Below are 24,781 nucleotides of genomic sequence, written 5' to 3' on the forward strand. Positions count from 1 at the left end.
ATTCTTAAAAATTTTTATTTTATCAAATAAATCTGTCGATTTATTTGTATTTGTTTCACGATTAAAATTTATCCCCAAATTTCCAATTCAGTTGTCTTTGCTATTGATGTCGCTATTACCATATTCATTTAGCTTACAGGCATTAATGGTAAGTACATCTAAGGTCATTCATGGTAGTGCGCCGTACTTTACGTTTGAAGGAGGACGAATAAAAGCAACAACGACTGACACGTTATTAGCTATTGAGTTGCCTGATGGTAGTATCATCAGACCATCAACTAATTTATCGAGTCCGACAAATCCAATAACCTTAATTAATGGAAGTGCTTTTAATGATATACACATGGCGGTGCCACAGGGGACAAATTCAATTAATTTAAATGATTTAATTACTCGAGGTAATTGGGGAGATGATGATGGCGATGGTGGTGACAAAGTTACGGCAACGGGAAGTTTGTCGGTTTATTTTACTGACAAAGATGGTAATGCTGTTAATCGTAGCGATACATTAGATATTTGTAAAGCGCCTTATAAGATAATATTAAGTAGCACAGAAGGTAGTTTAACAACTCAGTATGGAGTGCCGAATAAAAGTATTTTTGGTGATAGTACAGTGCTATATTACATCAAACCGAATTCATCTGGCAGTTGTTACTTTGTGCGGTACGTAAGGCCGAATCTAAGATTTGGTAGTATTACTGATGGTAGGGGGATGGACTTCGCAGGTCCACCTAACATATGGGATCCTAATAAGGGTTTTTTTGTTCAGGCAACTAATTCATCCGATTATGGACTTAATTTTCCAACTACGGGTTTAGATGGCTTATATTTTGATTTAGGTATTGAAGGTGGAGATGCAAGTCAGTTGACTTGGCATGTTGAGACGAAAGGGGATATAAAAGCAACAGTGAGTTGGAGGAAACCAATCCAATTAAGTGACAGTGATATTTGGATTCCTGAGAGATATCAGGAAGATTATTATGTTACGCGGGTAACATTAAATGGTCCTAGTGCAAGTCCTAGTCAGATAGATTCAGATTCTCCTAGCCGACTGAAAGTTCCATCTTTACCACAGACATTTGAGTTGGTGGGAACAGATAGCCTTGGTAATGAGGTGAAGTATGGATTTGTGTTAAAGCAGTGGTTCGTTAGTCGTGGTTTGGACTATTATCATATGTTTGGTTTTGTAAAACAATCAACATGGTGTGATAGTTTGGGTTATAAAATGTCACGGATAAGCGATTTAACCAATGCTAAATGTGGTATTTCGTGGCCGATGATGCCGTTTCCATGCGATGCAGATGGTGCTAAACCTTCTTCAGCAGGTAATTTTTATCAACGACAAATTGGTGCTGGATTTTTTACTGAATGGGGTGTTGTGAGCGATTATGGCGAAAACCCCTCCACCTTGCAATATTTATGGACGAGTGACTTCTATTCGGTTACGGCTGAAGGCATGGTTATGGATTTTATGGGTATGGGTAAAGATTTTATTGCTGGTCTTATTGCTGATGGTCAGTATATGTTCCAATTTCCTGTTATTTGCACCACACCTTATGAATATGAATAGGGCACAAGCGTTTATGGTGTAAATAGAGGTAATATAACCAAGAATAAAGCCCCCGCGTAAGTTGGGGCGCTGAGCAGGCAAGGGCTTTTTGCCTTGAGCTTTTTTATTAAACAACGGTTATTAAACCACTATTATCAAATAACAAAAGCGCTTTTATTAAAAAGCCAAATTCAACGTAATAAAAAACTAGCCTATAAATGTTTGATTTTATTTAGAAATGCAAATAAAAACTTAAATAAAATCAATAGTCTACCTGAACGATTTTAAAGTAAAAAACACACTTATAGCACCACAATGCTAATCAGTCTGCCTTATCACAGCATCAAAATATACCGATAACGAAATAAAGCTAGCACGTCAAACAGGGCTGTTGGGTGTGTTTGTGTTTTAGATGTTATCAGCAATATTAATTATTCCGCAAAAATCAAAAAGCGCTAAAGCTAATACCCTATTTTAATTATAAAATTCACCTATCTCTAAAGCCAATCGTTTTCATCTTTACATTTCTTTACAAAAAAGTCCGCCAAAAAACTAGCCAACTATTTTATAAATGGTTATACTTTCATCGCTTTAGAAAGGTAAGCTTATTAAATAAGCGAATAATTATAAAAAATCGAAATAAAACAAAATATTACTTGACAGGTGGAACAAAATGCAGTACCATTTTAGGCACAAGGCACAAGGCACAAGCACTGGCAAACCTATGTCTTAAGTTTATCAAATAATCCTATTCGACAAGTTTTTACTCGAAACTTATTTATATTTTCGAAATTATCCACAAAACTATCTTTAAAAATCCCATTGGCATTAGCGCCGTTGTTGTTATTGCCGTACTCTTTAGAATCGCAGGCTTTATCGGCCACGACTTCTGAGCGCATTCATGGTACTGTGCCTTATTTAACTATTGATGGCGGTGTTACTAAAGTGACTGAAATAAGGGAATTATTAGGTATTAAGTTATCAGACGGTCGAACATTCACACCGCAAAATAATCCTTCATCACCGACAGCGCCAATCGAGTTATCTAATGTAGGGGATACTTTGGCTGATATTGAAATGATAGTTCCGTCATCAAGCGACTCAATAGATATAAATGACTTAGTGACACAAGGTAAATGGAGAGACGATGATGGGGATGGACAGCGAGCAGGTGAAGTCACCGCATCAGGAAGTATATCGTTAGTAATAAAAGATAAAGATGGCAATACCGTTAATCGTAGTGATGCATTAAGTCTATGTAAAGCACCTTATAAGGTAACCTTAGATAGTTCAGGGGGAACTTTAGAGACTCGTTATGGCATGCCGAATAGTAGTACGTTTAGTGGAGGAACAGCGGAGTATTATATCACTCCGCCATCAGCGCCGGTTATTTGTTCGGTCAGGCCGAATTTGTTTTATGGTGGCACAGTAGGTATTTATGATTGGGACGACCCAAGCTTCGCTGGTCCTGCTAACATATGGAGTCCTACTAAGGGTTTTTTAGATGTATTTACAAACTCATCATCTTACGACAGAAATTTTCCTACTACAGGTGCAGATGGATTGTATTTTGATTTGGATATAGTTGGGGTAGATGCAAGCCAATTGAGTTGGACAGTTAACACGAGTGGTAGTCTAAATGCAACAGTGAGTTGGAGGTTGCCGCCGAACCAAGGTGATATATGGATTACCGATAAATCAAAATATGTAACACGGGTAACGTTGCATGGTCCAGAGGCAAGAAGCCAGTGGGACAATCCCAGTCCTAGTCAAATTACCGTGCCATCTTTGCCGCAGACATTTGAGTTGGTTGGTAGGGATAGAAGTGGTAATGAGGTTCGTTATGGATTTGTATTAAGGCAGTGGTTCGTCAATCGGACGATGTACGGGGGCTTTTATAGTGAACAGTTAGCATGGTGTAATGGTTTGGGTTATCGCATGCCGAGGGTAAGAGATTTAACCAATTCAAACTATAATAATTTAGGCGCCACACCTAGCTCATCAGGTAATCATTACCAGCGTAACATAGGAGCAGGATTTTTCACGGAGTGGGGCTCCCTGGCCTACTACACTGGTGCGGGCTTCGTCAACGTCGTCTACTTGACGAGCGACGCAACAGGTAGCGACCAGTTCTCTGTCTACTCGTACGGCGGCTACGTCCACGGCCCCAGTGCCAGCGACTCCCGCTATGGCCTTTGCACCGCACCTTAGCTTTTAGCGTTTAGTTCTTAATCCTTAGGGCGCGGAAGGGGGTTACGGTGCTTGAGAGGATAATATAACAAAGAATAAAGCCCCCGCGTAAGTGGGGGGCGCTGAGCAGGCAAGGCCTGCGAGCCTTGCGCTTTAATGGCAGAAAATCAAAATAGCACCCCGACCGATACGACCTAAAAGCTTGCGCTTTTGTTATTAACTGACTGTTATTAACAAGTTATTATTAAATAACTATTATCAAATAACAAAAGCGCTTTTATTAAAAAGCCAAATTCAATGTAATAAAAAAATAACTAGCCTATAATTGTTTTATTTTATTTAAGAATTCAAACAAAAACTTAAATAAAATCAATGGTCTACCTGAACGATTTTAAAGTAAAAAACACACTTATAGCACCACAATATTAATATGCTTGCCTTATCACAGCATCAAAGCATGCCGATAACAAAGTAAGGTTATGGGCTGTTGGGTGTGTTTGTGTTTTAGATGTTATCAGCAATATTAATTATTCCGCAAAAATCAAAAAGTCCTAAAGCTAATACCCTATTTTAATTATAAAATTCACCTATCTCTAAAGCTGAACCGTTTTCATCTTTACATTTCTTTACAAAAAAGTCCGCCAAAAAACTAGCCAACTATTTTTTAAATGGTTATACTTTTATCGCTGTAGGAAAACAAGCTTATTAAATAAGCAAATAATTATAAAAATTCAAATAAAACAAAATATTACTTGACAGGTGAAACGAAATGCAGTACCATTTTAGGCACAAGGCACAAGGCACAAGCACTGGCAAACCTATGTCTTAAATTTATCAAATAATCCTATTCGACAAGTTTTTACACGAAGCTCATTTATATCTTCCAAATTATCTCTCAACGTATTATCGAAATTGTTCCAAAAAAGCTTATTGGTGTTGGGGCTGTTATTATTGTCATCTTCATGGAATTTACAGGCATTAACTAGTAAAAGTGGTCGTGTAAATAGTCATCGTAGTGATGCAATAATGCTACCTGCTGATCCAGTTATCTTATTTGCGACCCCTACCCTTTCCCCTTACTATCTTTATAATGAAGGTATTAACGATATTCAACCTGAACCCACGACACCTGAATTTGTTTACAATAAAGGATTTTTTGCTCAACTACATCCTTTATATGCTTTTAATTTTCCTACCACTGGTGCTGATGGGTTATTTTTTGATTTAGTTTTAGAGGGAAATGTAAATGATTTAATATGGGATTCTGATACACATGAAGGAATTACTGCCACAGTGACAAGTATACCAAGGAATGAGTCTTGGTTTTATGAGGTTTGCAGTACTCTGGAAAGTTTTATGCCTTCCTGTAGTACAAGAACTATTTTTAAAAAAAGTACATTTATACGCGTTATTTTAACAGGTCCATCAGCAAATCATGCTCAAAGAAACTCCAATAATCCAAGTCCAGTTCGTAAGCCACATTTGCCGCAAACATTTGAATTAGTGGGTAGAAATAGATCTGGTGAGGTATTAAAGTATAGTTTTATATTGAAGCAGTGGTTTGTCCATCGTGGTGATAAAATGGGTAACCAATCTGAGCAAACCGCATGGTGTAATGCGATAGGTTATCGTATGCCAAGAGTAAAAGATCTGACCAATGCGAAATGCGGCGTAGGTAACCCCAGATACGACAATTTTCCTTGTAGAAATGGAATAGACGGCGCTTCACCACAGTCACGCCGTAATGATGTACTACGCAATATAGGATCAGGACTCATAACGGAATGGGGAACCTTGACTATGTACGATAGTGCAGGCTTTTCCCGCCGTGGTAACTATTGGACTAGCGATAGCGATTTCTTCGTAGAATCGGGCAGTGGTACTGTTAAAAATCTAAAATCAGATTGGGTTCCTAGTTCTAATGGTGGTATTTGCGTTTATCCTTAATACTAATCTAATACAGAAACGTGGTGTAGATACTTAGGCTATTGAGTGCCGTAAGTAAAGGATCTAACGAACTCAGTCTGTTTGGGTATATGGGAAGGCGATTGGTGTAAAGGCTCTGTCGGCGCTACACCATCATCAAGTGGTAATCATTATCAACGACGAATAGGAGCAGGATTTTTCACAGAGTGGGGAATGATAGACACATTCTTTATCCCCGATGCGGGTTTTGTAGGTTCTGCTTATTTGACCAGTATCCCTTGTTTGGATGAAAAATGGTTTCTTAGCAGTACACATGGCGGGTGGCGACCTTGGCATGTGTGGCAAGGACGACGCACACCTTAGCTGTTTATCTCTCCATTTTTGAGTTGCAGAGGGGCTGAAGCAGACAACGTATGTGCGCTTTTGTTATTAAGCAGCGGTTATTAAATAACAAAAGCGCTTTTTTTAATCCAAAATCGGTGTAATAAAAAATAGTCAGTCTATAAATGTTTGATTTATTTAAAAACATTAAACATAAGCTTCAATAAAATTAATGGTTTATCTGAACAATTTTGGTGATTTTAAAGTTTTGACTATGTGCTAATAAATTAACTTATTTTTTACTATGAAAATCTATTTTATAACAATCAGATAACTATCAATTTATACAAATCTTAATTTGAATAGATTTAAATAATTCGTAATTCTTTTAGTGATAATTTTATAAACGCATAAAAAATAGGCGCAAAAATTAAACCAATGACACCAAAAAGAGTTTCTAAAAATAGCATCGCAATTAGTAATTCACAGATACCAGCATGGATTTTTGTTCCGACAATTTTAGCATTAAGTACATATTCCATTTTATGGATTAAAATTAAATAAACAATAATTATTATTGAAACAGAAAATGATACGGTAAATGCGACAAAAAAGATTATTGTATTGACAATCAGGTTTCCAATAATTGGAATTAGACCAAAAATAAATGTTGCCAGCACTAAACTTTTACTAAATGGTAAATGAATACCAAACACGGGCAGAATAATAAATAGTAAAATCGCCGTCATTACGGTATTAAATAATGCAATCACAACTTGAGAGATAGCTACATATTGGAAAACCACTACTAATCGGTTTAGGCTAGTTTTCAAGGCTTTAGTCAATGGCCTTTGTGTAATTTGATTATGATCAGCGTTGCGTTGATTTTCTTTATAACCCAGAATTAATCCAATGATCATTCCTACAATTAATATAATTAGATCATGAAACACTTTTTTAATAATAGATTGTAGATAAAACACATGATCTTTAAGGTAAGTCATTATAGTTGATTTAACTTCATCTAGATCATCAGGTAAATAATGGGTAATACTTGTTGGTAGACTGCTGATTACATTGTTGACCAGTAATTTCAAATTTGTTAATGTTTCGGTTGGATGCTTGGCCATATCAACAAACCAAGCAAATAAATACCAAAAGCCACCAATAAAAATGCCAATAATTAAAGTTGTAAGTACCAATACCGAAATTAATTTTGACCTATGGCTAAAACGTAGCATTTTTTGTGATAAAAAATCATCTAATTTTTGTGTTAACGTATAGGTTAATAAGCCTGCAATTACTGCAGGCATTAAATGCACTTGCATTAAGATAATGAAACTAACCGAAAACAGTGTAAGACAAAATATGCCTAATTTTTGATTGCTATTAAGTAACATTATTGATTTATTTCCTTTAATAATTAATGCAATATATTAAGTGAGCATATAGGGTGAAAGGTAATTATAATGATAAAAATAGAATTTTGATATATTTGGGATTTATAAAGTATCAATATTCCATATAAATTATGTTTAATTATTTATTACTATGTAACATGAAGTGTATATTAATGTTTTAAATGCTTTTTATTTATAGTGTTGGTAAATAAAGTTTTATTATTCATATAAATAATAAAACTATTATATTAGTAACATGGTTAGTGTCTTTTTTCGCTGAATTTTTCACCGTAAAATACTAAACTACTATTACCTCTTGGCACCGAGTAATGAAATTGTTGGCGCGTGGTCTTATGTTGTTGATGTGTATTTGCTTCGTATTCGGCAAGTTTATGGGCTAGTAATAATTTAGCTAACCGTTTATTGGCATGTTGACTTCGTTCTGTTTGTACTTTAACACTAATCCCCGTCGCAAGATGTGTTGCTCTTACTGCTGATTCGGTTTTATTGACATGCTGGCCACCTGCACCTGATGATTTCATAGTCGTAAATTCAATGCTACTATCCACTATTTGCGAGGGATTTTTTAGGCAAGTAATACCGATAAACCAATTCTTACGTTTATGCGTCGGTCGATACGGACTTTGACAAATCCATTGTATGGTTCCAAGCCAACGTTGAATTAATTGTTCACTTTGTAAACCTTCAACCGAAATAAGGACTGATCGAAAAGTATTGGGGTTATCACCCAATACGTTTTCGACAATTTCGGTTGTTACCGATAATTGTCTTGCCTCATCTAAGAATTTTGTTACTGCTTTGGAAACAGCTAAAGTGCACTCGGCAGGTCCTCTGGCAGATGAAAAAAAGAGTAATGCCATTAATGACCTCCTTGTGTTTTATAGTTCAATATTGGCGTAAGCTGTGCAATGACTTTAACAATATTGACTTGTTGCATAGACTCAATCACACTATCGATTGATTTATATGCTTGTGGGGCTTCTTCATAAATTAAGCGACTATCTTCACAAATTATGCGAGTACCTAATTTAGTTCTTTTTAACTCTTGCATTGAATAACGATTATCTAACTTACCTTTACAATCGGTTCGTCGCCATTTACGCCCTGCGCCGTGAGCTAATGACATAAGTAGGTCTTCACTCTTTATTGGTTTGACTAAATAGCTATAATCCCCTCGCGATCCTGGCACAATCACTAGTTCATCCGTAGCTGAAGAGGCTCCTTTACGATGTAACCAATAGTTTTGTTTCGAAAACGTTACTTTTTCCAGAAAGTTATGGCACACATTTAACACTTCTGTCCCTTGTGTATTCAGATTTTTCATTAATCTTTCAGCAACAGTTTGGCGATTTAATGTTGCAAACGCCACGGCGTTGTCGTGTTTAGTTAGATAGTTTAATGCTTCTGGACTATTTTCAGGCAAACCTTGATAACCAAAGCATGATATTTGATTTTGTAAAATTTGATGTCCTAATCCTCTTGAACCACTATGTACTAATAAAAATAATTTTTTAGCATTAAGTTGATAATGATTAAATAACTGTTCATCAAAAATCTTACTAACCTTTTGTAATTCAGCAAAATGGTTACCACCGCCAATTGTGCCAAGATTATATTTGTGCCGTATATCTGGTTGATCAATATTGCCGATTTGCCGTTCTAGTTTACCTACGCTTAGTTTAGCAATATTAATTTCTGTTTGCCAAAATCCCATACCACAACCAATATCGCTGCCAATTAAAGCAGGATAAATGATTTCACGACTTAAATAAGCCGCCCCAATAGGATAGCCTTTTCCTGGATGAAGATCTGGCATTCCAACTACTTTAACCATACTGGGTAAATTTGCAGTTGTTAGTAATTGCTCAATAGCTAAACCTTCGATCCATGTATTTTTTGAGGCTATATATGATGCTTTGTCAGATAATATCTGTATAGAATTGTCCATATATCAATCCATTTAATAAGTATTATTGTTTTTGGTTTACCCTGAGGATGTATAAAGACTATTGTTTTGAAAAAATCATATGCAAGAAAGATATGTTGAAGGTGAAAGCTTACTTAAAATTTTACTTAACACCTAACTCTTTAATAGTGATTAGATCACAATAAATTTATTCTTTTCAAACATTACTTTATTAATATAAAGTTGTCTTTAATCATTGGGTATAAGTTAATCGGCAGGCTAAAGTTAGCAGAATGAATTGAAGTAAAAGGTTGGATAGGTAATTACTTAATTATTTTGCGATAAGCCTGCAAAGGTTAGTTAAATAAATCATAATCAATTCTCCTTTGCGGTTAATAATGGCGCGTATCATAATTATCTTTTTGCAAGATGTAAATAGTAGAATAAAAATTTTAGTACTTTTCTTGAAATAAAAATGGGAAAACAGCTTGTTCGTTTGTTGGTGCATAAAATCCATTTGAAATTATCTTTTCCTGTTAAAAGAGGCTGTTTAACAACCTCTTTTTTATTTTTGGAAATGACTAAGGCAATGCTATTTAATTACATAAAAGTTAACATCGCGAGTATTTCTGAGAGCATCAACGAATTGCCTCAATTCTTTTCTATAAGTTTTCTCAGGATCGTTTTCTTCTGTACATTTGTCTTCTGCACCATAGCTTTTAGCCATTGCATCATTTGATGCCAAATTGTCGTATGGTTTTGTAAAATCACTACCTTTTAATGTCATAAGATGATTCCAATCATTTAACAGGCCTTCCATATATTGGCGACCGGCTTCGCATTTTATGTTATTTAAGTCAATCTTAGGAATAACATATTGGCTTATCTCGCTGAACTTTTTAGGGTTGTAAGGGAAGCTAATGTCTTCTTGTTCATCTTCTTTTAAGAATTCAATAAAGTCGCTTTCACGATATAATTTTCTAAAACGTTGTTGATAAGATTGGTTTTTCTTTAATCTTAGGTCTTGGGTTATTTCTTCTGGGAAAGGTTGATCATAAGAATAATCCCAACGATATTGGCTGTATTCAATAAATACATCATTGATTAATTTTGCTGGCATTTCTATTTCTTGCTCTTTACCATCAATAATGGCTGGGATGTTATTTATTTCTCTGTTTTCTCTTAAGATCTTTTCGTATTGTTCATCATTCAACTCAGACGTTGAATAGATGACAGTGTATAAATAATAGTTACTTTGTGTTGGGTTAATAAGACCTAATTCTCCAAATTGAGCCGGTTTTACGACAAAATTGAAGTCGTCATTATTATACGATAAAGTATGTTTGCCGTATTCAAATGTATAATTAACACCTGATTTGGCCGGGATAGTTAGTTCTTTACCATCAATAGTGACTTTTATTTCGTTAGCAGTAGGATTGTCAATCCAACGGTCGATAGAGCTAGGTTCAGAACATCCAACAAGGATTAAACTGCAAATTAGCAGTAAAGAATATTTTATTTTTTTCATCATAATATTTTGTTATAAGTATAAAAAGTGAGTGAATTTTATCATGTTTGTAAAAAAAATTAAATGTAATCAAATAAAATTAGTGTTATAAATAGACCTGTTATTTATTAAAAATGCATTAGAAATAGAGAGGTTTTCATGAAATTAATAGTCGATAATATGAGTTGTCAACACTGTGTTAAAGCAATAACAAAAGCAATTAATGATATTGATCCAAATGCAAAAGTGACCGTTGATTTAACCAAACACGAGGTTGATATCGAAAATAGTTCTATTTCGCAAGAAGCTGCGATTACTGCTGTTAATGAGGCTGGTTATGAGTTTGTTAGGATTGTGTAATAACTACATCTATATTTGACGGCACTAGGCTATTTTGAAGCATCTTTTCTATTTTAATTTGTTGAAATTTCAAATTAAAACAGAACTAATAAAACTTTGTTTAAGGTATTGGCATATTTTGGGGAATGCTAGAATGCTTTTATCTGTTTATTAATAGGCTATTGTTATAAGGATATATTATGAAAGGTAAAATATTGAGTGTTACTGTGGCTATTATGGCTTGGTGTGGTGCAGTTTTTTTTGTTAATGCTTATCAGATTGATTGTCCACAAAAATTTAATATTAAAGAAGAAGTTGTAAATATGCCTGATGGGTGGGAAGTTTCTAATGATATAAATAGTAAGGAGGCATCCTTTTTTAGTATGATTGTTTATTACGATAAGCCTTCTAGAATGGCGGCTTTAAAACCAGCAAAAGGAACGGTTGACGGTAAGAAACATGAGTTAATATGGGAAGTTAATTATAAGACAGATGTTGAACCTTATTATGTTAGTTGTTCTTATAATGGAACTAGAGTTGAGTTGATAAAACAAATTGATTTATCAATGAAAAGTTGTTGGGCTGATTATTTTGAAGACGAGCAAGGAAAGCGAGGAACGCTCAGTTGTAGTACGAGTGAAGCAAAAGATCTGCATTAGTTGCGTATGGGATTTGTTGTTATATGCAATAGTTAGTAACGTAAATCCCATTAATATTTTGAACAATTACCACCAGCGGTAAAAATGATGCGTTGGTCCAATTCCTTTCCCTATATTTAAATCATCGGCATGGCTAATTGCGCCTTGTAGATAATTTTTTGCTTGGGCGATTGCTTCTTCTAAATTATTTTTAGGTAATAATGCTGCAATAGCTGCTGATAATGTGCACCCCGTTCCGTGAGTATTTTTAGTTTGGATGCGTGGAAAGGTCATTCTTATTATATTATTGTGTGTGATCAAATAATCAGGGCTTTCATTGCTAGGCAAATGTCCCCCTTTCATTAATACCGCTTTACAGCCTAACTTGAGTAATTCATGCCCTTGCTTTTGCATTTCATCTTCGGTTTTAGCTTCATCACAATCAAGTAGCGCGGCTGCTTCTGGTAGATTGGGAGTAATAATTGTGGCTAAGGGTAATAAAAGCTCACGAATAGCTGTTACGGCATCAGACTTTAAAAGGGGATGTCCACCTTTAGCAACCATTACAGTATCTAACACGATAGTAGGAATAGGGTTTGTTTTAAGAAGGTGGTAAACGGTTGCAACTATTTCTTTATTCATTAGCATACCCATTTTTACGCTATCAATTTGAATATCTTGATAAAGTGTATTAAATTGGGCTTCAATAAATTCGGGCGATATAGCTAATACCGCATCAACCCCTTGCGTGCTTTGTGCCGTTAGGGCAGTGATAACTGACATACCATATGCACCAAGTGCAGAAAAAGTTTTTAGATCGGCTTGAATACCTGCACCACCGCTAGGATCAGATCCTGCAATGGTTAATGCAATTGTTGTCATGATAGTATTTCCTATTTAACTTGTTTGATTTTGTTGATAAGCGATAATGTTGCTTGTTGAATATCTTTTTTGCCACAAATAGCCGAAACTACAGCAACCCCGTCAATGCCCGTTTGAATAATATTAGTTATATTGTTTTCATCAATACCACCAATGGCAACAGCTGGGCACTGTTTTAGTTTGACTAATTCAGTTAATTGTTCAGTTCCTATTGCTACCGTTGCATTTTTTTTGGTTATGGTTGGGAAGATAGGCCCTATGCCAATATAATTAACCTGCTGCCAAGGAACTGCTTTAAGTTGTTGTTGGTTAGTTACCGAAAGACCTAACCATTTATCTTTGCCGATAAGTTGTCGAGCTACATCAACAGGCAAATCACTTTGTCCAATATGGACACCATCGGCATCAACCGCTAAAGCAATATCTACATGATCATTTATAAATAGTGGAACAGAGGTGTCGCTTAATGCTTCTTTCAATGCTAAGGCAGCGTAGTACCAATCTTTACCGCTAAACTCACGTTCGGATCTTAACTGTATTGCAGTCACACCATTTGAAACAGCAATTTTGGTGGTGTTTACCATGCCATTAATGCCGCCGCATAATAATGGATCAAGGACTAAATAGAGGGTTAAATCCAGTTGTTTTTTCATCTGGTTTCCTTATTAAAGCGATGGATTAAATGTTGAGAGTTGATCTAATAGTGATATCGAGAAAGTCCCCAGTCCTTGTTGTTTATTAGCTAGCTCACCAGCTTTTTTCATCATAAAACATGCACAGGCAGTGGCTAATAGTGGGTCAGGCGAATTAGCTATGAAAGCCGCTACCATTGCAGATAATGAGCATCCTGTACCTGTTACTTTTGTTAAAGCAATATCACCACCAGTTATACTATATGTGCTGTTTCCGTTAGTTATATAGTCAACATCGCCTGTCATTGCGACAATAGTTTGATATTTTTGCGCAAACTCTTGGGCAGCGTTTAAAGCTGATTGAGTTGTGTCTTGACCGTCGGGGCCTTTTGAGAAAGATTTTTGACCATTTAGTGCTAATATTTCTGAAGCATTACCTCGTATTACTGTGGGATTAAATGATAATAATTGATGTGCAATTTCAGTTCGATAATTAAGTGCAGCTCCTACAGCAACAGGATCGAGTACCCATGGAGTTTGTGTTTGCTGTGCCTTGGCGGCCGCTAATAGCATACTTTGGGCTGTGTTGCTGTGAATAGTGCCAATATTAATCAGTAAGCTATCGGCAATGTTGACAAATTCAGCAACTTCTTGTTCGGCAATCACCATTGCAGGAGATGCACCAATAGCAAGTAGCACATTGGCGGTAAAGTTTTGGACTACATCATTAGTAATGCAATGCACTAGTGGGCGTTTTTGTTTTATATGATTGATAAAAGGAGCGGTTTGGGTAATTTGGAATGATTTGGTTACTGACATATTTCTTCCTTTCTTACTGATTTATTAGTTCTATAAATGTCGGGAAGAATTTGCCAATTTAAGGCTTTTATGGCTTAGACTTCCCTACGCTGGTATAATCCAGATCAGGTTCAACGGGTGAAATCTCAGTTTTTTGTTTAGACAAAAAACACCCCGAGTCAAAATGATTTTTTATTATGAACTGATTATCTGTTTTTAACAAGCTATTGTAATAATCTTTCAATATCAGTAATTGCTTTTCTATCTGGTAAGAAGATGATTAGATGATCATTGTCTTCAATGGTTAAATCAGTATTAACGATAATAACATCTTCTCCACGCACTACAGCTCCGATGGTTGCACCCGATGGGAGTTTTAAGCCATTAATATTTTTGCCAACCAGTCTTGATGTTTCACTATTACCATTGGCAATAATTTCGACAATTTCGGATTCCCCTTGTCTTAATGAAACAACTTTAACAACCCCAGTTTGTCTAACATGGCTTAATAGCTCAGATATTGTGGCGTGTTGTGGAGAAATCGCAATATCAATCACACTATCATTAATTAGTTCAAGGTAGGCTTGGCGTTGAATTAGTACAATTACTTTTTTTGCTCCCATTCTTTTGGCTAACATAGAAGACATGATATTGGATTCATCATCACTGGTAACAGCGATAAATAGATCAGTAAGCTCAACTTGTTCTTGTGAGAGCAATTCTTGGTCCGATGATTCACCATGTAATACTGTTGTATTAACGAGTTGCTCGGCAATTAATTCGGCTCGTTCGGCATTCCGCTCAATTAATTTGACTTGATAGTCATTTTCTAAACGTTTTGCTAGAGCGACAGCTACACCACCGCCGCCGCTGATAATTATTCGTTTATATGGTTTTTCTAACCGTTGTAACTCACTGGTCACTGCTTTGATATTAACGGGTGGCGTTATAAAGTAGACCATATCGCCTGCTTCGATAAGTGTTGAACCAAGCGGGCGGATAAAACGATTTTTACGGTAAATAGCAACAACTCGAGCTTCAACATGTGGTAAATGTTCTTTGAGTTCTGATAATTCACTACCTACTAAAGCACCGCCATAATAAGCGGTAACGGCAACCAAACAGACACGATTGTCGTAAAAAGATGCAAATTGTAGCGAACCAGGATATTGTACTAATTGACTAATATGGTTGGTGATAAGGTTTTCTGGAGCAATGATATGATTGATATTAATACAATCTTTATTGAAAAGAGGGTAGTTTTCGTTATTGTATTCAGGTGCTCTAATGCGCGCAACTTTTTGTGGAATATTGAACATGACATGCCCAATTTGGCAGGCCATCATGTTGACTTCATCAGAGTTAGTTACAGCAACAAGCATATCAGCTGATTCAGCACCTGCACTTTCTAAAACTTGTGGGTAAGATGATTTTCCGCAAATCACCTGTAAATCAAAACGTTCTTGTAGTGATTGTAATTTATCATAATTTTCATCAATCACCGTGACATCGTTTTGTTTTTCAGTGACAAGATATTCAGCAAGCGCACTACCTGTTTGTCCTGCACCAAGAATAATAATCTTCATAACTAACCTGTATATTTAAATGGCTTTAATCGTTACCCATTTTCCTTGTATCTTAAAGCCATTGCATACTGTTTTATTTTTAGTAACAATCAGTTATTAATTCTTCAATTATACAAAACCGATTGCATTATAAACTTTTTTCAAAGTTGGTTCGGCTTTTGAGCGTGCTTTTTCTGCCCCTTCTTGCATTATTGAAATTAGATAACTTTCATCATCTCGATACTGATGATACTTCGCTTGAAGTGTAGTTAGCATATCAATGACTTGTGTTGCTACTTCGGTTTTAAGGTGGCCATACATTTTGCCTTCGAACTCTTTTTCAAGTTCGCTGATAGGCTTACCTGTCACGCCAGTTAAAATGTCAAGTAGGTTTGAAACACCAGCTTTATTTTTTAGATCGTAACGTACCACAGGTGGCTCATCTGAATCGGTCATTGCACGTTTGATTTTTTTCTCGATATCTTTTGGATTTTCGAGTAAACCAATTACGTTATTGCGATTTTCGTCTGATTTAGACATTTTTTTAGTGGGTTCTTGTAGTGACATGACGCGAGCTCCCACTTTCGAAATAAAGGGTTCAGGAATAGTAAATATATCACCATAAAGTGCATTAAATCGCATAGCAATGTCGCGTGATAGTTCAAGATGTTGTTTTTGGTCGTCACCTACTGGCACTAAGTTTGCTTGATAGAGCAAAATATCCGCAGCCATCAGTACTGGGTAATCAAACAATCCCACATTGATGTTTTCAGAATGACGAGATGATTTATCTTTAAATTGAGTCATACGGCTTAGTTCACCAAAATAGGTGTAACAGTTTAATGCCCAGCCGAGTTCTGCATGCGCAGGCACTTGTGATTGTACAAAAATGGTACTTTTTTGTGGATCAATACCACAAGCTAAATATAGGGCGAGTGTGTCTAATGTGGCTTTACGTAATTTGTTCGGATCTTGGCGTACGGTAATTGCATGTTGATTGACGATACAATAAATGCAATCATATTCGCCTTGCAGAGCCATCCAATTCTTTAAAGCACCTAAGTAGTTACCAAGTGTTAGTTCTCCTGATGGCTGAGCGCCACTAAATACAATCGGTTTGCTCATAATTTATTCCTAATCTATGCTAATTATTTTTTTGCCTTAGCTTTTGGCTGAGGTAATAATGTTAATATATCTTTAAAATCGTCAAATAAGAAATCAGGGTTGCTAGTGGCGATCGATATGCCATAGTTATAACCATAACTTAATGCAACAGTTGGGCAGTTAGCATTTTGGGCTGCAGTAATATCATTTTTTGAATCGCCAACAAAAAGTAACTGATCACAGAATAATCCAAATTTAGCCATTACTTGGTATAAAGGCGCTGGGTGTGGTTTTAATTTAATCACATCTCCCCCACCAAGCACTAATGAAAAGTACTCTTTTATACCTAAAGAAGTCAGCAGAGCAGGCAAAAATTGTGCCGGTTTATTGGTTACTAATGCTAGTGGATAATTATTATCGTGAAGTACTTTTAAGGTCTCTTTAACATTGGGAAATAGTTTTGTTTCTGCATCGATGACTTTATCATAGTGCTGATTAAATAGCTCTTTAGCTTTGGCAAATAATTCTGTTGATGGATCGACTTCAATTGCTTTGAATACTCGTTCTAGCATAATATCAATACCATTGCCTACAAAATTTTTGACTTGTTCGTTGCTGATTGTAGGTAGATTCAAGTCTGCTAACATATTTTGTGTTGCTAATGCTAGTCCTGGTACGCTGTCAACTAATGTACCATCTAAATCAAAAGCTACTGCTTGAATATTTTCTAGTTTATTCATGTTCAACTCCTGCTAATTCTTTACGCATGGCGTCAATAACTGTTTTATAATCGGGTTGGCTAAATATAGCTGAACCAGCAACAAACATATCGGCACCAGCTCTAGCTATTTCGGCAATATTGTCAATTTTTACACCGCCATCAATTTCTAAACGAATATTGCGTCCAGATTCAATAATGCGCTGTTTAGCTTGTTGTAATTTCTTAATTGTTGAAGGTATAAAAGATTGACCTCCAAAACCTGGGTTAACACTCATTAATAAAATAATATCAATTTTATCTATGACATAATCTAAATAATCAAGTGGTGTAGCTGGATTAAATACAATACCAGCTGTGCAGCCATGATCTTTAATTAACTGTAATGAACGATCCAAATGGATAGTAGCTTCTGGATGGATAGATATATTGGTTGCCCCAGCTTTGGCAAATGAGGTAATTATCTCTTCAACAGGTGATACCATCAAATGCACATCAATAGGGGCTTTAATACCGTAGTTTCGTAAAGCTTTACAAAACATTGCTCCCATTGTGAGATTAGGTACAAAATGGTTGTCCATGACATCAAAATGTATTACATCAGCTCCTGCATCCAGCACTTTTTGTGTATCTTCACCAAGACGAGCGAAATCAGCCGATAATATTGATGGAGCAATAATGTATTCTTTCATAACTTACCTCTAATAACTCGCCTTATATTTAGCTATCTAAGACTTTTTGTATAATGCTAAAATCTCGTCAATTTTTTTTCTTCCTTTACCAGCACAGCTAATTGAACGTCTCATTTCTGTTCTATAAAGTTCGCTTGCATTGTTATAAAGGTTCATTGTGTAATCAGTATAATGATTAGACACAAGCACGGGTATGTTTTTTTTATACGCCATAGTTTCAGCTAATTCTGACAAGTTTTTGTGCTCTTCAAATCCAAATATATTTGAGTAATAAGCCGTAAATCCAGCTGATTCATTTGGGGGTATATAGGGTGGATCACAATAAATTACTGAATTTTTTGCCGCTTTTTTCATTACTTCGTGGTAAGGTGCGCAAATAAATTGTGCTCTTTGAGCTTTTTCTGCAAAAAAGTAAAGTTCTTTTTCAGGAAAATAAATTGTCTTATAACGTCCAAATGGTACGTTAAATAGTCCATTGTTGTTGTAACGACATAAGCCGTTATAACAATGTCGATTTAAATAGACAAATAAAAGTGATCTGATGTACTGATCTTTACTTCCATTAAATACATCACGCAGTTGATAAAACGCATCTGCGTGATTATTTTGAGCAACAAATAGTAATCTAAGGTCACGGATAAATTGATCTGGACTTGATTTTAATAATGTAAATAATGAAATTAAGTCATGGTTGATATCCGCTAAGATATAACTTTTATAGTTAGTATTTAAAAAAACAGAACCAGCTCCAACAAAAGGTTCTATTAGCTGATCGCCCTCTGGTAGATACCGTTTAATTGTCTCCACAAGCTCATATTTTCCTCCAGCCCATTTTAAAAAGGCTCGTTGCTTCTTCAACGGATACTCCTATTTGTCGTTGATCGGATAAATAAACGATATCCTTGGTTATTTTGCTACTTTTTCTTTATTAATCATTGCACCAGATTTAACCCATGGTTTGTCTTTCTGTAGTGCATTTGGCAAAGACTTGATTGCTTTATGTGCCTCATCAACTGATGAATAGTTGCCTTTTGTTAAAATAAACAATGAACCAGATTTATGTTTGGTTTCATAAATATGGTAATCTGTTATATTGTTTTGTTTTACAAATTTTTTTAGACCTTCAAGCGATTTAGATGCACTAAGCTGAATGACATAATGATCATTTTTTATCTTAATATTTTTCCCTAAATCATTGTTTTCATTTTTACGATTAACAGAGTTAGGGGGATTTTTTTTCGTATTGTTTTTATTCGTTTTAGCCCTACCGTTAGATGTTGTCGCGGAATGATGATTTGCTTTAGAATCTCCATTTGAGTCATCTATTGATAGGTTTAAGCCATCACTTGTATCTGAAAAGGATTCAAGTTGCTGTTGTTGTGTATTAAATTTATTTAATGTACTGTTTGATGTATCTGTCACCAGTTCAGTACTTTTAGGTTGATTTTCACTAATTCCAACGCTATTTTGTTCATCAGTGATTGTATTATTGTTTTCTTCTGTTGAAGTCACTCCATTAACTACAGGTGGAGTTAATGGTGTTCCTTCTTTTTTACGAGAAGAATTAAAAATAATCAAACCAAGCAATAAAAGAATAATAATTGCTGAACCAAAAATAATTAATTTTTTCTTTGGAAGATCTTGAAGAAAACTAAGTAATCTGAATGAATGCGCAGAATCCTTATTGGGTTGTTCTGATATATAACGGTCATCTTTATCTACACGCATACTTACTCCTTAACCTATCAAAAGATTTTACTTAATGATTAGCTATTATTTCTAAAATACACGATTTAAATTTGCTCTATTTTATCAATAATATAATTAGCAACACCTTTGGCGCTTTGCTCATCGGTTTTAATTGTAATATCAGCAATCTCTTCGTAAAGTGGTTCGCGCTCTCCAGCTAGCTCTTCGTAAAGCTCACGTGGTGTGTTGCTACCTTGTAATAATGGTCGGCGTTTGTCTTTTTGCGTTCTTGCCATCTGTTTTTCAATGGTTGTTTCAAGATAGACAACAATTCCACGAGCGGATAATCTATTGCGAGTCTCTTTAGATAAGACAGAACCGCCACCAGTTGCAAGAACGACGCCTTGTTTTTCAGTCAATTCGTTAATGACTTTTTCTTCTCTGGCACGGAATCCCTCTTCTCCTTCTAGGTCAAAAATCCATGCAATATCAGCCCCAGTACGTTTTTCAATCTCTTGATCTGAGTCAAAAAAATCCATGCCTAACTGTTGTGCAATTTGTCGGCCTATAGTGCTTTTTCCTGCCCCCATTGGGCCAATTAGAAAGATATTTCGCTTTTCTGCCATTGTTGTTTCATCATCTATTAATTTTGGTTAAAATATACAACACAATGTCAACTTGCTTTGATTTATATGATCATTCGCTTTATCATTGTGTAACTTTTCTTGGATCTCCGTCTAACGACAAAAATTTAGGTCGGTAATTATCTCAATAGATAGTACCTTTTGGCAATAGGTATTTACCAATACTTTTAGCTAATACCAGCTTGATGCAAATCATGGATGTTTAAAACACCTACTAATTCATCGTTGTTATTAACAACCGGAGCGGCAGTAATATTATGATCAGTAAATAATTTTAGTGCTTCAACAGCCTTCCAACTTTCAGGAATTCGATGCCCTAGGCTGGTCATAACGTCCATAATGTTATCTTGTAATGTACCATTTTTTAATAATAAGCGACGTAGATCACCATCGGTAAATACACCAGCTATTTTATTATTATCTTGGCAGATTGCAACTAGCCCTACGCCTGTACGGCTTAATTCTAGCATGGCATCAAATACAGTTGAAGTTTGTGGTATTTTAGGAACACGATCACCTGTTCGCATTACATCTTTGACATGATTGAGTAATTTTGCACCTAAGCTACCAGCAGGGTGAGATCGCGCAAAATCTTCTTCTTTAAAGCCCCGTGCGCGCATTACTGCAATCGCTAGCGCATCCCCCATTAATAATGTATTAGTTGAACTAGATGTTGGCGCAAGTCCCATAGGACAAGCTTCTTTTTCAATTGAAATATCAAGAATTGCTTGGGCTGATTTAGCAAGTGGTGAATCCAACCCTCCAGTAATAGCAATAACAGGAACCCGCATTTCGGTAAGAATAGGTAAAATTAAATTAAATTCCTTAGCTCGACCTGAGTATGAAATTAATATGGCTACGTCGTTTTGAGTTATCATTCCTAAGTCGCCATGCAGGGCTTCCGATGGGTGCATAAAAAAAGCAGGACTTCCTGTACTAGCTAATGAAGCGGCAACCTTTTTCCCTATATGTCCTGATTTTCCAATACCCGAAACAACGACTTTACCTTTGGTGGTTAAAATAAGTTGACATGCGTTAACAAAATCTTTGCCAAGTCGATTTGGTAATTTTTGTGCTTCGTGTATCTCTAATTCAAGAAGCTCTCGACCATATTGTAATAATTTATCCATTTAATTAGCCTATTGAATAAAATGTGTTATCAGTGCATTTATAATCGGAAATTAAGGACAAGACGATTATAAAAGATGAACAGGTTTTAGTTTAACAATTAATGTTTAAATATTCAAAAAAGTATGTATTTTAGCCTTAATAATTACTAGTTACTTTTTTATAATCTAGAAACCTAGGGCGACTTTAATTCCTAGTGTAATTAAAATGCCTCCTAGTAATTTATCAATTATAAATTGAATTTTAAAGTAACGTCGTTGTACGCTTTGCCTTTGAAAAATAAATACGACAAAAGGCCACCAAAAAACACCTTCAATCCAAATAATAAATGCAACGATGAGTTTATCAAATGTTGATGATTCAGCATTAAGTACTTGAGTAAAGATAGCTAAAAAAAATAACGTTGCTTTAGGATTAAGTAAATTACATAAAAAACCTTGCATAAAGGCTGATTTTTCTGAAATTGGCTGCGTGAGTTGTGGCTTACCAATATAGGTGGTATTCGGTTTTTGAGCGAGCAGTGCCTTTATGCCAAGCCATATTAAGTAAGTGGCACCCGCATAGCGTAAGGCGTTATAAAGAAGTGGAGTGGTGGTGATAAGTACTGCAATGCCCGCAATACAATAGCTCATATGAACTAAGATAGCAATGATGACGCCTAGGCAAGTGAGCAATGCCATCTTGCGGTTATAGCTTAAGCTATTTTTTAACACCAAAAAGAAATCAGGCCCAGGTGAGATCATACCTAGAAAGCTGATTGTAGAGACAAAAATTAATGTATCAAACGTCATTTTACGTGCCTATTTAAATATTTGTGCCGAATTATTGAGCGTTGCGATATTAGATTTATTTTGTTCAATAAACTGTTTTTTATCAAAATTAGGTTCAGTTAAATAGTCAGTCAAAAATTTAGCGTTAGTTTTGACTTGGGCTCCATTTAAAATTAAACGAGGTAAGTCAATCTGATAAATAGTCTGCTCAGTGTTTTTTTGTAGATCTTGCGTATGTGCATTTGTTAATAAATAAAGTTTGCGTTCTTTTTCTGAAAGACGATTGATTGTTGGTGTACCTGCTCCCATCATTAAATGATCTGGAAAAATATAAAATACAGTATCTTCTAATACACCTTCGTCTTTTAGATGTTGGATAAAAATTCCCAAATTATGATCTAGTGAAGCAGCAACGAAAGACATATTATCTGATTTTGGTGAAATAACCGATTTCATTCTTTCATCATCAAAACCATTTGGTGCATGAGTTGAAACAGTAGAAATAAACAAAGCAAAAGGTTTTTTTGTTTTGCGCATTTCAGTAATTTGTTTTTGTGCTACATCAAAAATGTCCTTGTCATACAGCCCAAAAGGTGCTGGTGGATATTGACCAACATAATTTTTTTCAGAAATGACTTGCATACCAAACAGTTCTGCTGTGTGACCAATACCAGCAAAATCAGGGCTAGCCATTACATAACGGGTTTGATAGCCTGCTTGATTAAGTATATCGCCTAGGCTAACTAGATTGGTCTTGTTTGCGCGCATTAGTGGTGATGTTGTGTAGCCACCAATTAGAAAGGGCATACCGGTCATATAAGTGTACATTGATGCGGTAGTCCATGAGCTTCCAGCGCTCATGGGCATATTAGCAAAAAAGGTATAATCTTGGCGAAGTTTTTGTAAATTAGGGGTAATATCCTCAAAATCGAAAAAGCCTTGTTCAAATGATTCTAAAGATAAAACAATAATATTTTTACCTTGATAGCTAACAAGCTGATCTTTATTGGTATAGTGAGTCATATTAAGTGATTGTAACGCCTGCTCAAATGGCTCACGAGGTGCGCTTGTAACTTGATAGATTTCGTATAATCGACTGAATGGACCATTATGGTAACTGATGGATACTATTGCCACAAAGGCTAGTAACAGACGAAACACTAGATGACATTTACGTTTGCATAAATCTGCGAGTTTTGATAGCAAAAAAATAAGGGAAAAAAAGACAACGATAACTAAGACTGCTTGTAATTTAAAAATAAATAGCCCTTCTATTATGTCATTAATATTTAAATTTACATAAAACTGATAATCAATAAAGCCACCACTAAAATAGATAGAAGTTAGCTCCATTACAATAAAGATCGTTAGTAAAGTTATGATTAGCATTTGCCATTTTTTCTGTTTAAGGAGCGAGGCAAAAACAATTGTAATAATAAAAAGTGGCAAAACAATTAATGTCGATAATGGCATAAGATATTGTTACTCAATATATTCAAAAATCAATTTTGCCTAAGTATATACTTAATGAATAAAAAAATAAAAATATCGGTTGATATTGTTTGATTTGTGGTTTTGAAATTGAGTATGTATCGTATGAATAATAATTATAGTGCCATAATATCTTAAATGATAATTGTTATTATTTGAGGTTGATAATTAATTCTATTCGCAATAAGATAATGGAGAATTTATTGCGATAATGTCCGAGGTTGCTATGCCGTGGTTTATACGGAAAATAGTTTTTATTTTATTTGTATCTCTGTTTTCACACTCCTTTTGTTATGCCGATATTGCATTATCTACCCCTCAAACTAAAGATGGAATGAGTCTATTTGAAAGTCTAAAAAAACGATCTTCAACTCCTGGGGGGGGCTTTCCTACTGGTAAAATTTCTGATGACGAACTTTCGACAGTACTTTGGGCTGCAAGTGGTTTAAATCGTGGTAAAACAGGGTGGACGGTGCCGATGGTTAAGGGTAAATCTCCTTATGTGAGAATCTACCTCGCCAGTGAAAAGGGTACTTTTTTATATGAGTGGGAAGGTCATTATTTAAAAGAAATTAATAATAAAGATATTCGTGCTGATATTGGTTTGCAAAGTTTTACAAGGCGAGCAGCCTATTCATTGATTTTTGTGTCGGATGCTAGTGCATTAACCGATATAAATCCAGAACAAATCGCTAACTTTAATTACACGGCCGTTGGTGCAATGAGTCAAAACGCTTATTTAGTTGCGTCGGCACTAAAATTAAGCGCTCGTTATATTCACTCCATTAAACCAGAAGTTATTAGCCAAGAGCTACAATTACCAGAAGGCAGTAAACCACTAGGTATGCTTTTAATAGGAAAATAAAAGGTA

24 protein-coding genes and 1 riboswitch are annotated in these 24,781 nt (G+C 35.4%); of the genes, 7 read left to right on the forward strand and 17 right to left on the reverse strand.

The window, feature by feature from the left end; translation table 11 throughout:
• The 4 genes from A9G44_RS01090 to A9G44_RS01105 form a co-directional block, all read left to right on the forward strand.
• The coding region (locus A9G44_RS01090) for a hypothetical protein (protein ID WP_218837499.1) at positions 1-1,570 on the forward strand (1,570 nt) is incomplete at its 5' end.
• 801 nt (positions 1,571-2,371) lie between these two features.
• Positions 2,372-3,760, forward strand: coding sequence for a hypothetical protein (locus A9G44_RS01095; protein WP_143426276.1), 1,389 nt, complete (start codon positions 2,372-2,374; stop codon positions 3,758-3,760).
• A gap of 930 nt (positions 3,761-4,690) precedes the next feature.
• Positions 4,691-5,686: a hypothetical protein gene (locus A9G44_RS01100; RefSeq protein ID WP_065608914.1), complete on the forward strand. Its 996-nt coding sequence runs from the start codon at positions 4,691-4,693 to the stop codon at positions 5,684-5,686.
• Between the two features lie 81 nt (positions 5,687-5,767).
• The gene (locus A9G44_RS01105) at positions 5,768-6,028 is read left to right on the forward strand and encodes a hypothetical protein (RefSeq protein ID WP_065608915.1); all 261 of its coding nucleotides are present in this window, start codon (positions 5,768-5,770) and stop codon (positions 6,026-6,028) included.
• A gap of 326 nt (positions 6,029-6,354) precedes the next feature.
• Here A9G44_RS01105 and A9G44_RS01110 read toward each other — a convergent pair whose 3' ends face one another.
• From A9G44_RS01110 to A9G44_RS01125, 4 genes are all read right to left on the reverse strand, one after another.
• Complete coding sequence (locus A9G44_RS01110; protein ID WP_034915586.1) at positions 6,355-7,386, reverse strand: AI-2E family transporter; 1,032 nt, start codon at positions 7,384-7,386, stop codon at positions 6,355-6,357.
• A 260-nt stretch (positions 7,387-7,646) separates the two neighbouring features.
• On the reverse strand, positions 7,647-8,267 hold the full coding sequence (gene prfH, locus A9G44_RS01115) for a peptide chain release factor H (RefSeq protein ID WP_065608916.1): 621 nt from the start codon (positions 8,265-8,267) through the stop codon (positions 7,647-7,649).
• Positions 8,267-9,355: an RNA ligase RtcB family protein gene (locus A9G44_RS01120; RefSeq protein ID WP_065608917.1), complete on the reverse strand. Its 1,089-nt coding sequence runs from the start codon at positions 9,353-9,355 to the stop codon at positions 8,267-8,269. The genes prfH and A9G44_RS01120 overlap by 1 nt, the downstream gene beginning before the upstream one ends.
• 550 nt (positions 9,356-9,905) lie before the next feature.
• Positions 9,906-10,844 (reverse strand): hypothetical protein, encoded by a 939-nt coding sequence (locus A9G44_RS01125; protein ID WP_065608918.1) that lies wholly within the window; start codon positions 10,842-10,844, stop codon positions 9,906-9,908.
• 135 nt (positions 10,845-10,979) lie between these two features.
• Between A9G44_RS01125 and A9G44_RS01130 the strand changes: the two genes are divergently transcribed.
• Both A9G44_RS01130 and A9G44_RS01135 read left to right on the forward strand, forming a co-directional pair.
• Positions 10,980-11,180, forward strand: coding sequence for a heavy-metal-associated domain-containing protein (locus A9G44_RS01130; protein ID WP_034912296.1), 201 nt, complete (start codon positions 10,980-10,982; stop codon positions 11,178-11,180).
• Between the two features lie 179 nt (positions 11,181-11,359).
• A complete protein-coding gene (locus A9G44_RS01135; RefSeq protein WP_034912293.1) occupies positions 11,360-11,818 on the forward strand; it encodes an STY0301 family protein in 459 nt (152 codons plus the stop codon).
• A 66-nt stretch (positions 11,819-11,884) separates the two neighbouring features.
• Here the strand turns inward: A9G44_RS01135 and thiD are convergent, their stop codons facing one another.
• The 13 genes from thiD to A9G44_RS01200 all read right to left on the reverse strand — a co-directional run bounded on the left by thiD (position 11,885) and on the right by A9G44_RS01200 (position 23,892).
• Complete coding sequence (gene thiD, locus A9G44_RS01140; protein WP_065608919.1) at positions 11,885-12,679, reverse strand: bifunctional hydroxymethylpyrimidine kinase/phosphomethylpyrimidine kinase; 795 nt, start codon at positions 12,677-12,679, stop codon at positions 11,885-11,887.
• A gap of 11 nt (positions 12,680-12,690) precedes the next feature.
• A complete protein-coding gene (thiE, locus tag A9G44_RS01145; protein ID WP_065608920.1) occupies positions 12,691-13,332 on the reverse strand; it encodes a thiamine phosphate synthase in 642 nt (213 codons plus the stop codon).
• A gap of 12 nt (positions 13,333-13,344) precedes the next feature.
• Positions 13,345-14,130, reverse strand: coding sequence for a hydroxyethylthiazole kinase (gene thiM / locus A9G44_RS01150; RefSeq protein ID WP_065608921.1), 786 nt, complete (start codon positions 14,128-14,130; stop codon positions 13,345-13,347).
• A gap of 64 nt (positions 14,131-14,194) precedes the next feature.
• Positions 14,195-14,296, reverse strand: a riboswitch (TPP riboswitch).
• A gap of 37 nt (positions 14,297-14,333) precedes the next feature.
• Positions 14,334-15,695 carry a Trk system potassium transporter TrkA gene (gene trkA, locus A9G44_RS01155; protein ID WP_065608922.1) on the reverse strand — a complete coding sequence of 454 codons (1,362 nt, stop codon included), beginning with the start codon at positions 15,693-15,695 and terminating at the stop codon, positions 14,334-14,336.
• Between the two features lie 108 nt (positions 15,696-15,803).
• Positions 15,804-16,799: a tryptophan--tRNA ligase gene (gene trpS, locus A9G44_RS01160; protein ID WP_065608923.1), complete on the reverse strand. Its 996-nt coding sequence runs from the start codon at positions 16,797-16,799 to the stop codon at positions 15,804-15,806.
• Between the two features lie 23 nt (positions 16,800-16,822).
• Positions 16,823-17,518: a phosphoglycolate phosphatase gene (locus tag A9G44_RS01165; RefSeq protein ID WP_034912273.1), complete on the reverse strand. Its 696-nt coding sequence runs from the start codon at positions 17,516-17,518 to the stop codon at positions 16,823-16,825.
• Complete coding sequence (rpe, locus tag A9G44_RS01170; protein WP_034912269.1) at positions 17,511-18,188, reverse strand: ribulose-phosphate 3-epimerase; 678 nt, start codon at positions 18,186-18,188, stop codon at positions 17,511-17,513. Before rpe ends, A9G44_RS01165 begins: the two co-directional genes overlap by 8 nt.
• Positions 18,189-18,224: 36 nt before the next feature.
• On the reverse strand, positions 18,225-19,046 hold the full coding sequence (locus A9G44_RS01175) for a Dam family site-specific DNA-(adenine-N6)-methyltransferase (RefSeq protein WP_034912260.1): 822 nt from the start codon (positions 19,044-19,046) through the stop codon (positions 18,225-18,227).
• Positions 19,047-19,094: 48 nt separating this feature from the next.
• Positions 19,095-19,916: an SPOR domain-containing protein gene (locus A9G44_RS01180; RefSeq protein WP_065608924.1), complete on the reverse strand. Its 822-nt coding sequence runs from the start codon at positions 19,914-19,916 to the stop codon at positions 19,095-19,097.
• 65 nt (positions 19,917-19,981) lie between these two features.
• Entirely contained in the window at positions 19,982-20,503 is a 522-nt protein-coding gene (gene aroK, locus A9G44_RS01185) for a shikimate kinase AroK (RefSeq protein WP_034912252.1), read from the reverse strand.
• 185 nt (positions 20,504-20,688) lie between these two features.
• Complete coding sequence (gutQ, locus tag A9G44_RS01190) at positions 20,689-21,651, reverse strand: arabinose-5-phosphate isomerase GutQ (protein WP_065608925.1); 963 nt, start codon at positions 21,649-21,651, stop codon at positions 20,689-20,691.
• A 165-nt stretch (positions 21,652-21,816) separates the two neighbouring features.
• Positions 21,817-22,440, reverse strand: a complete 624-nt coding sequence (locus tag A9G44_RS01195) for a LysE family translocator (RefSeq protein ID WP_065608926.1) — start codon at positions 22,438-22,440, stop codon at positions 21,817-21,819.
• Positions 22,441-22,449: 9 nt separating this feature from the next.
• On the reverse strand, positions 22,450-23,892 hold the full coding sequence (locus A9G44_RS01200; protein WP_034912242.1) for an LTA synthase family protein: 1,443 nt from the start codon (positions 23,890-23,892) through the stop codon (positions 22,450-22,452).
• Between the two features lie 244 nt (positions 23,893-24,136).
• Between A9G44_RS01200 and A9G44_RS01205 the strand changes: the two genes are divergently transcribed.
• The gene (locus A9G44_RS01205; protein WP_179854781.1) at positions 24,137-24,775 is read left to right on the forward strand and encodes a nitroreductase family protein; all 639 of its coding nucleotides are present in this window, start codon (positions 24,137-24,139) and stop codon (positions 24,773-24,775) included.
• The last annotated feature ends 6 nt before the right edge of the window (positions 24,776-24,781 follow it).

The sequence above is a fragment of the Gilliamella sp. Occ4-3 genome, from assembly GCF_001690675.1.
Classification (GTDB): domain Bacteria; phylum Pseudomonadota; class Gammaproteobacteria; order Enterobacterales; family Orbaceae; genus Gilliamella; species Gilliamella bombi.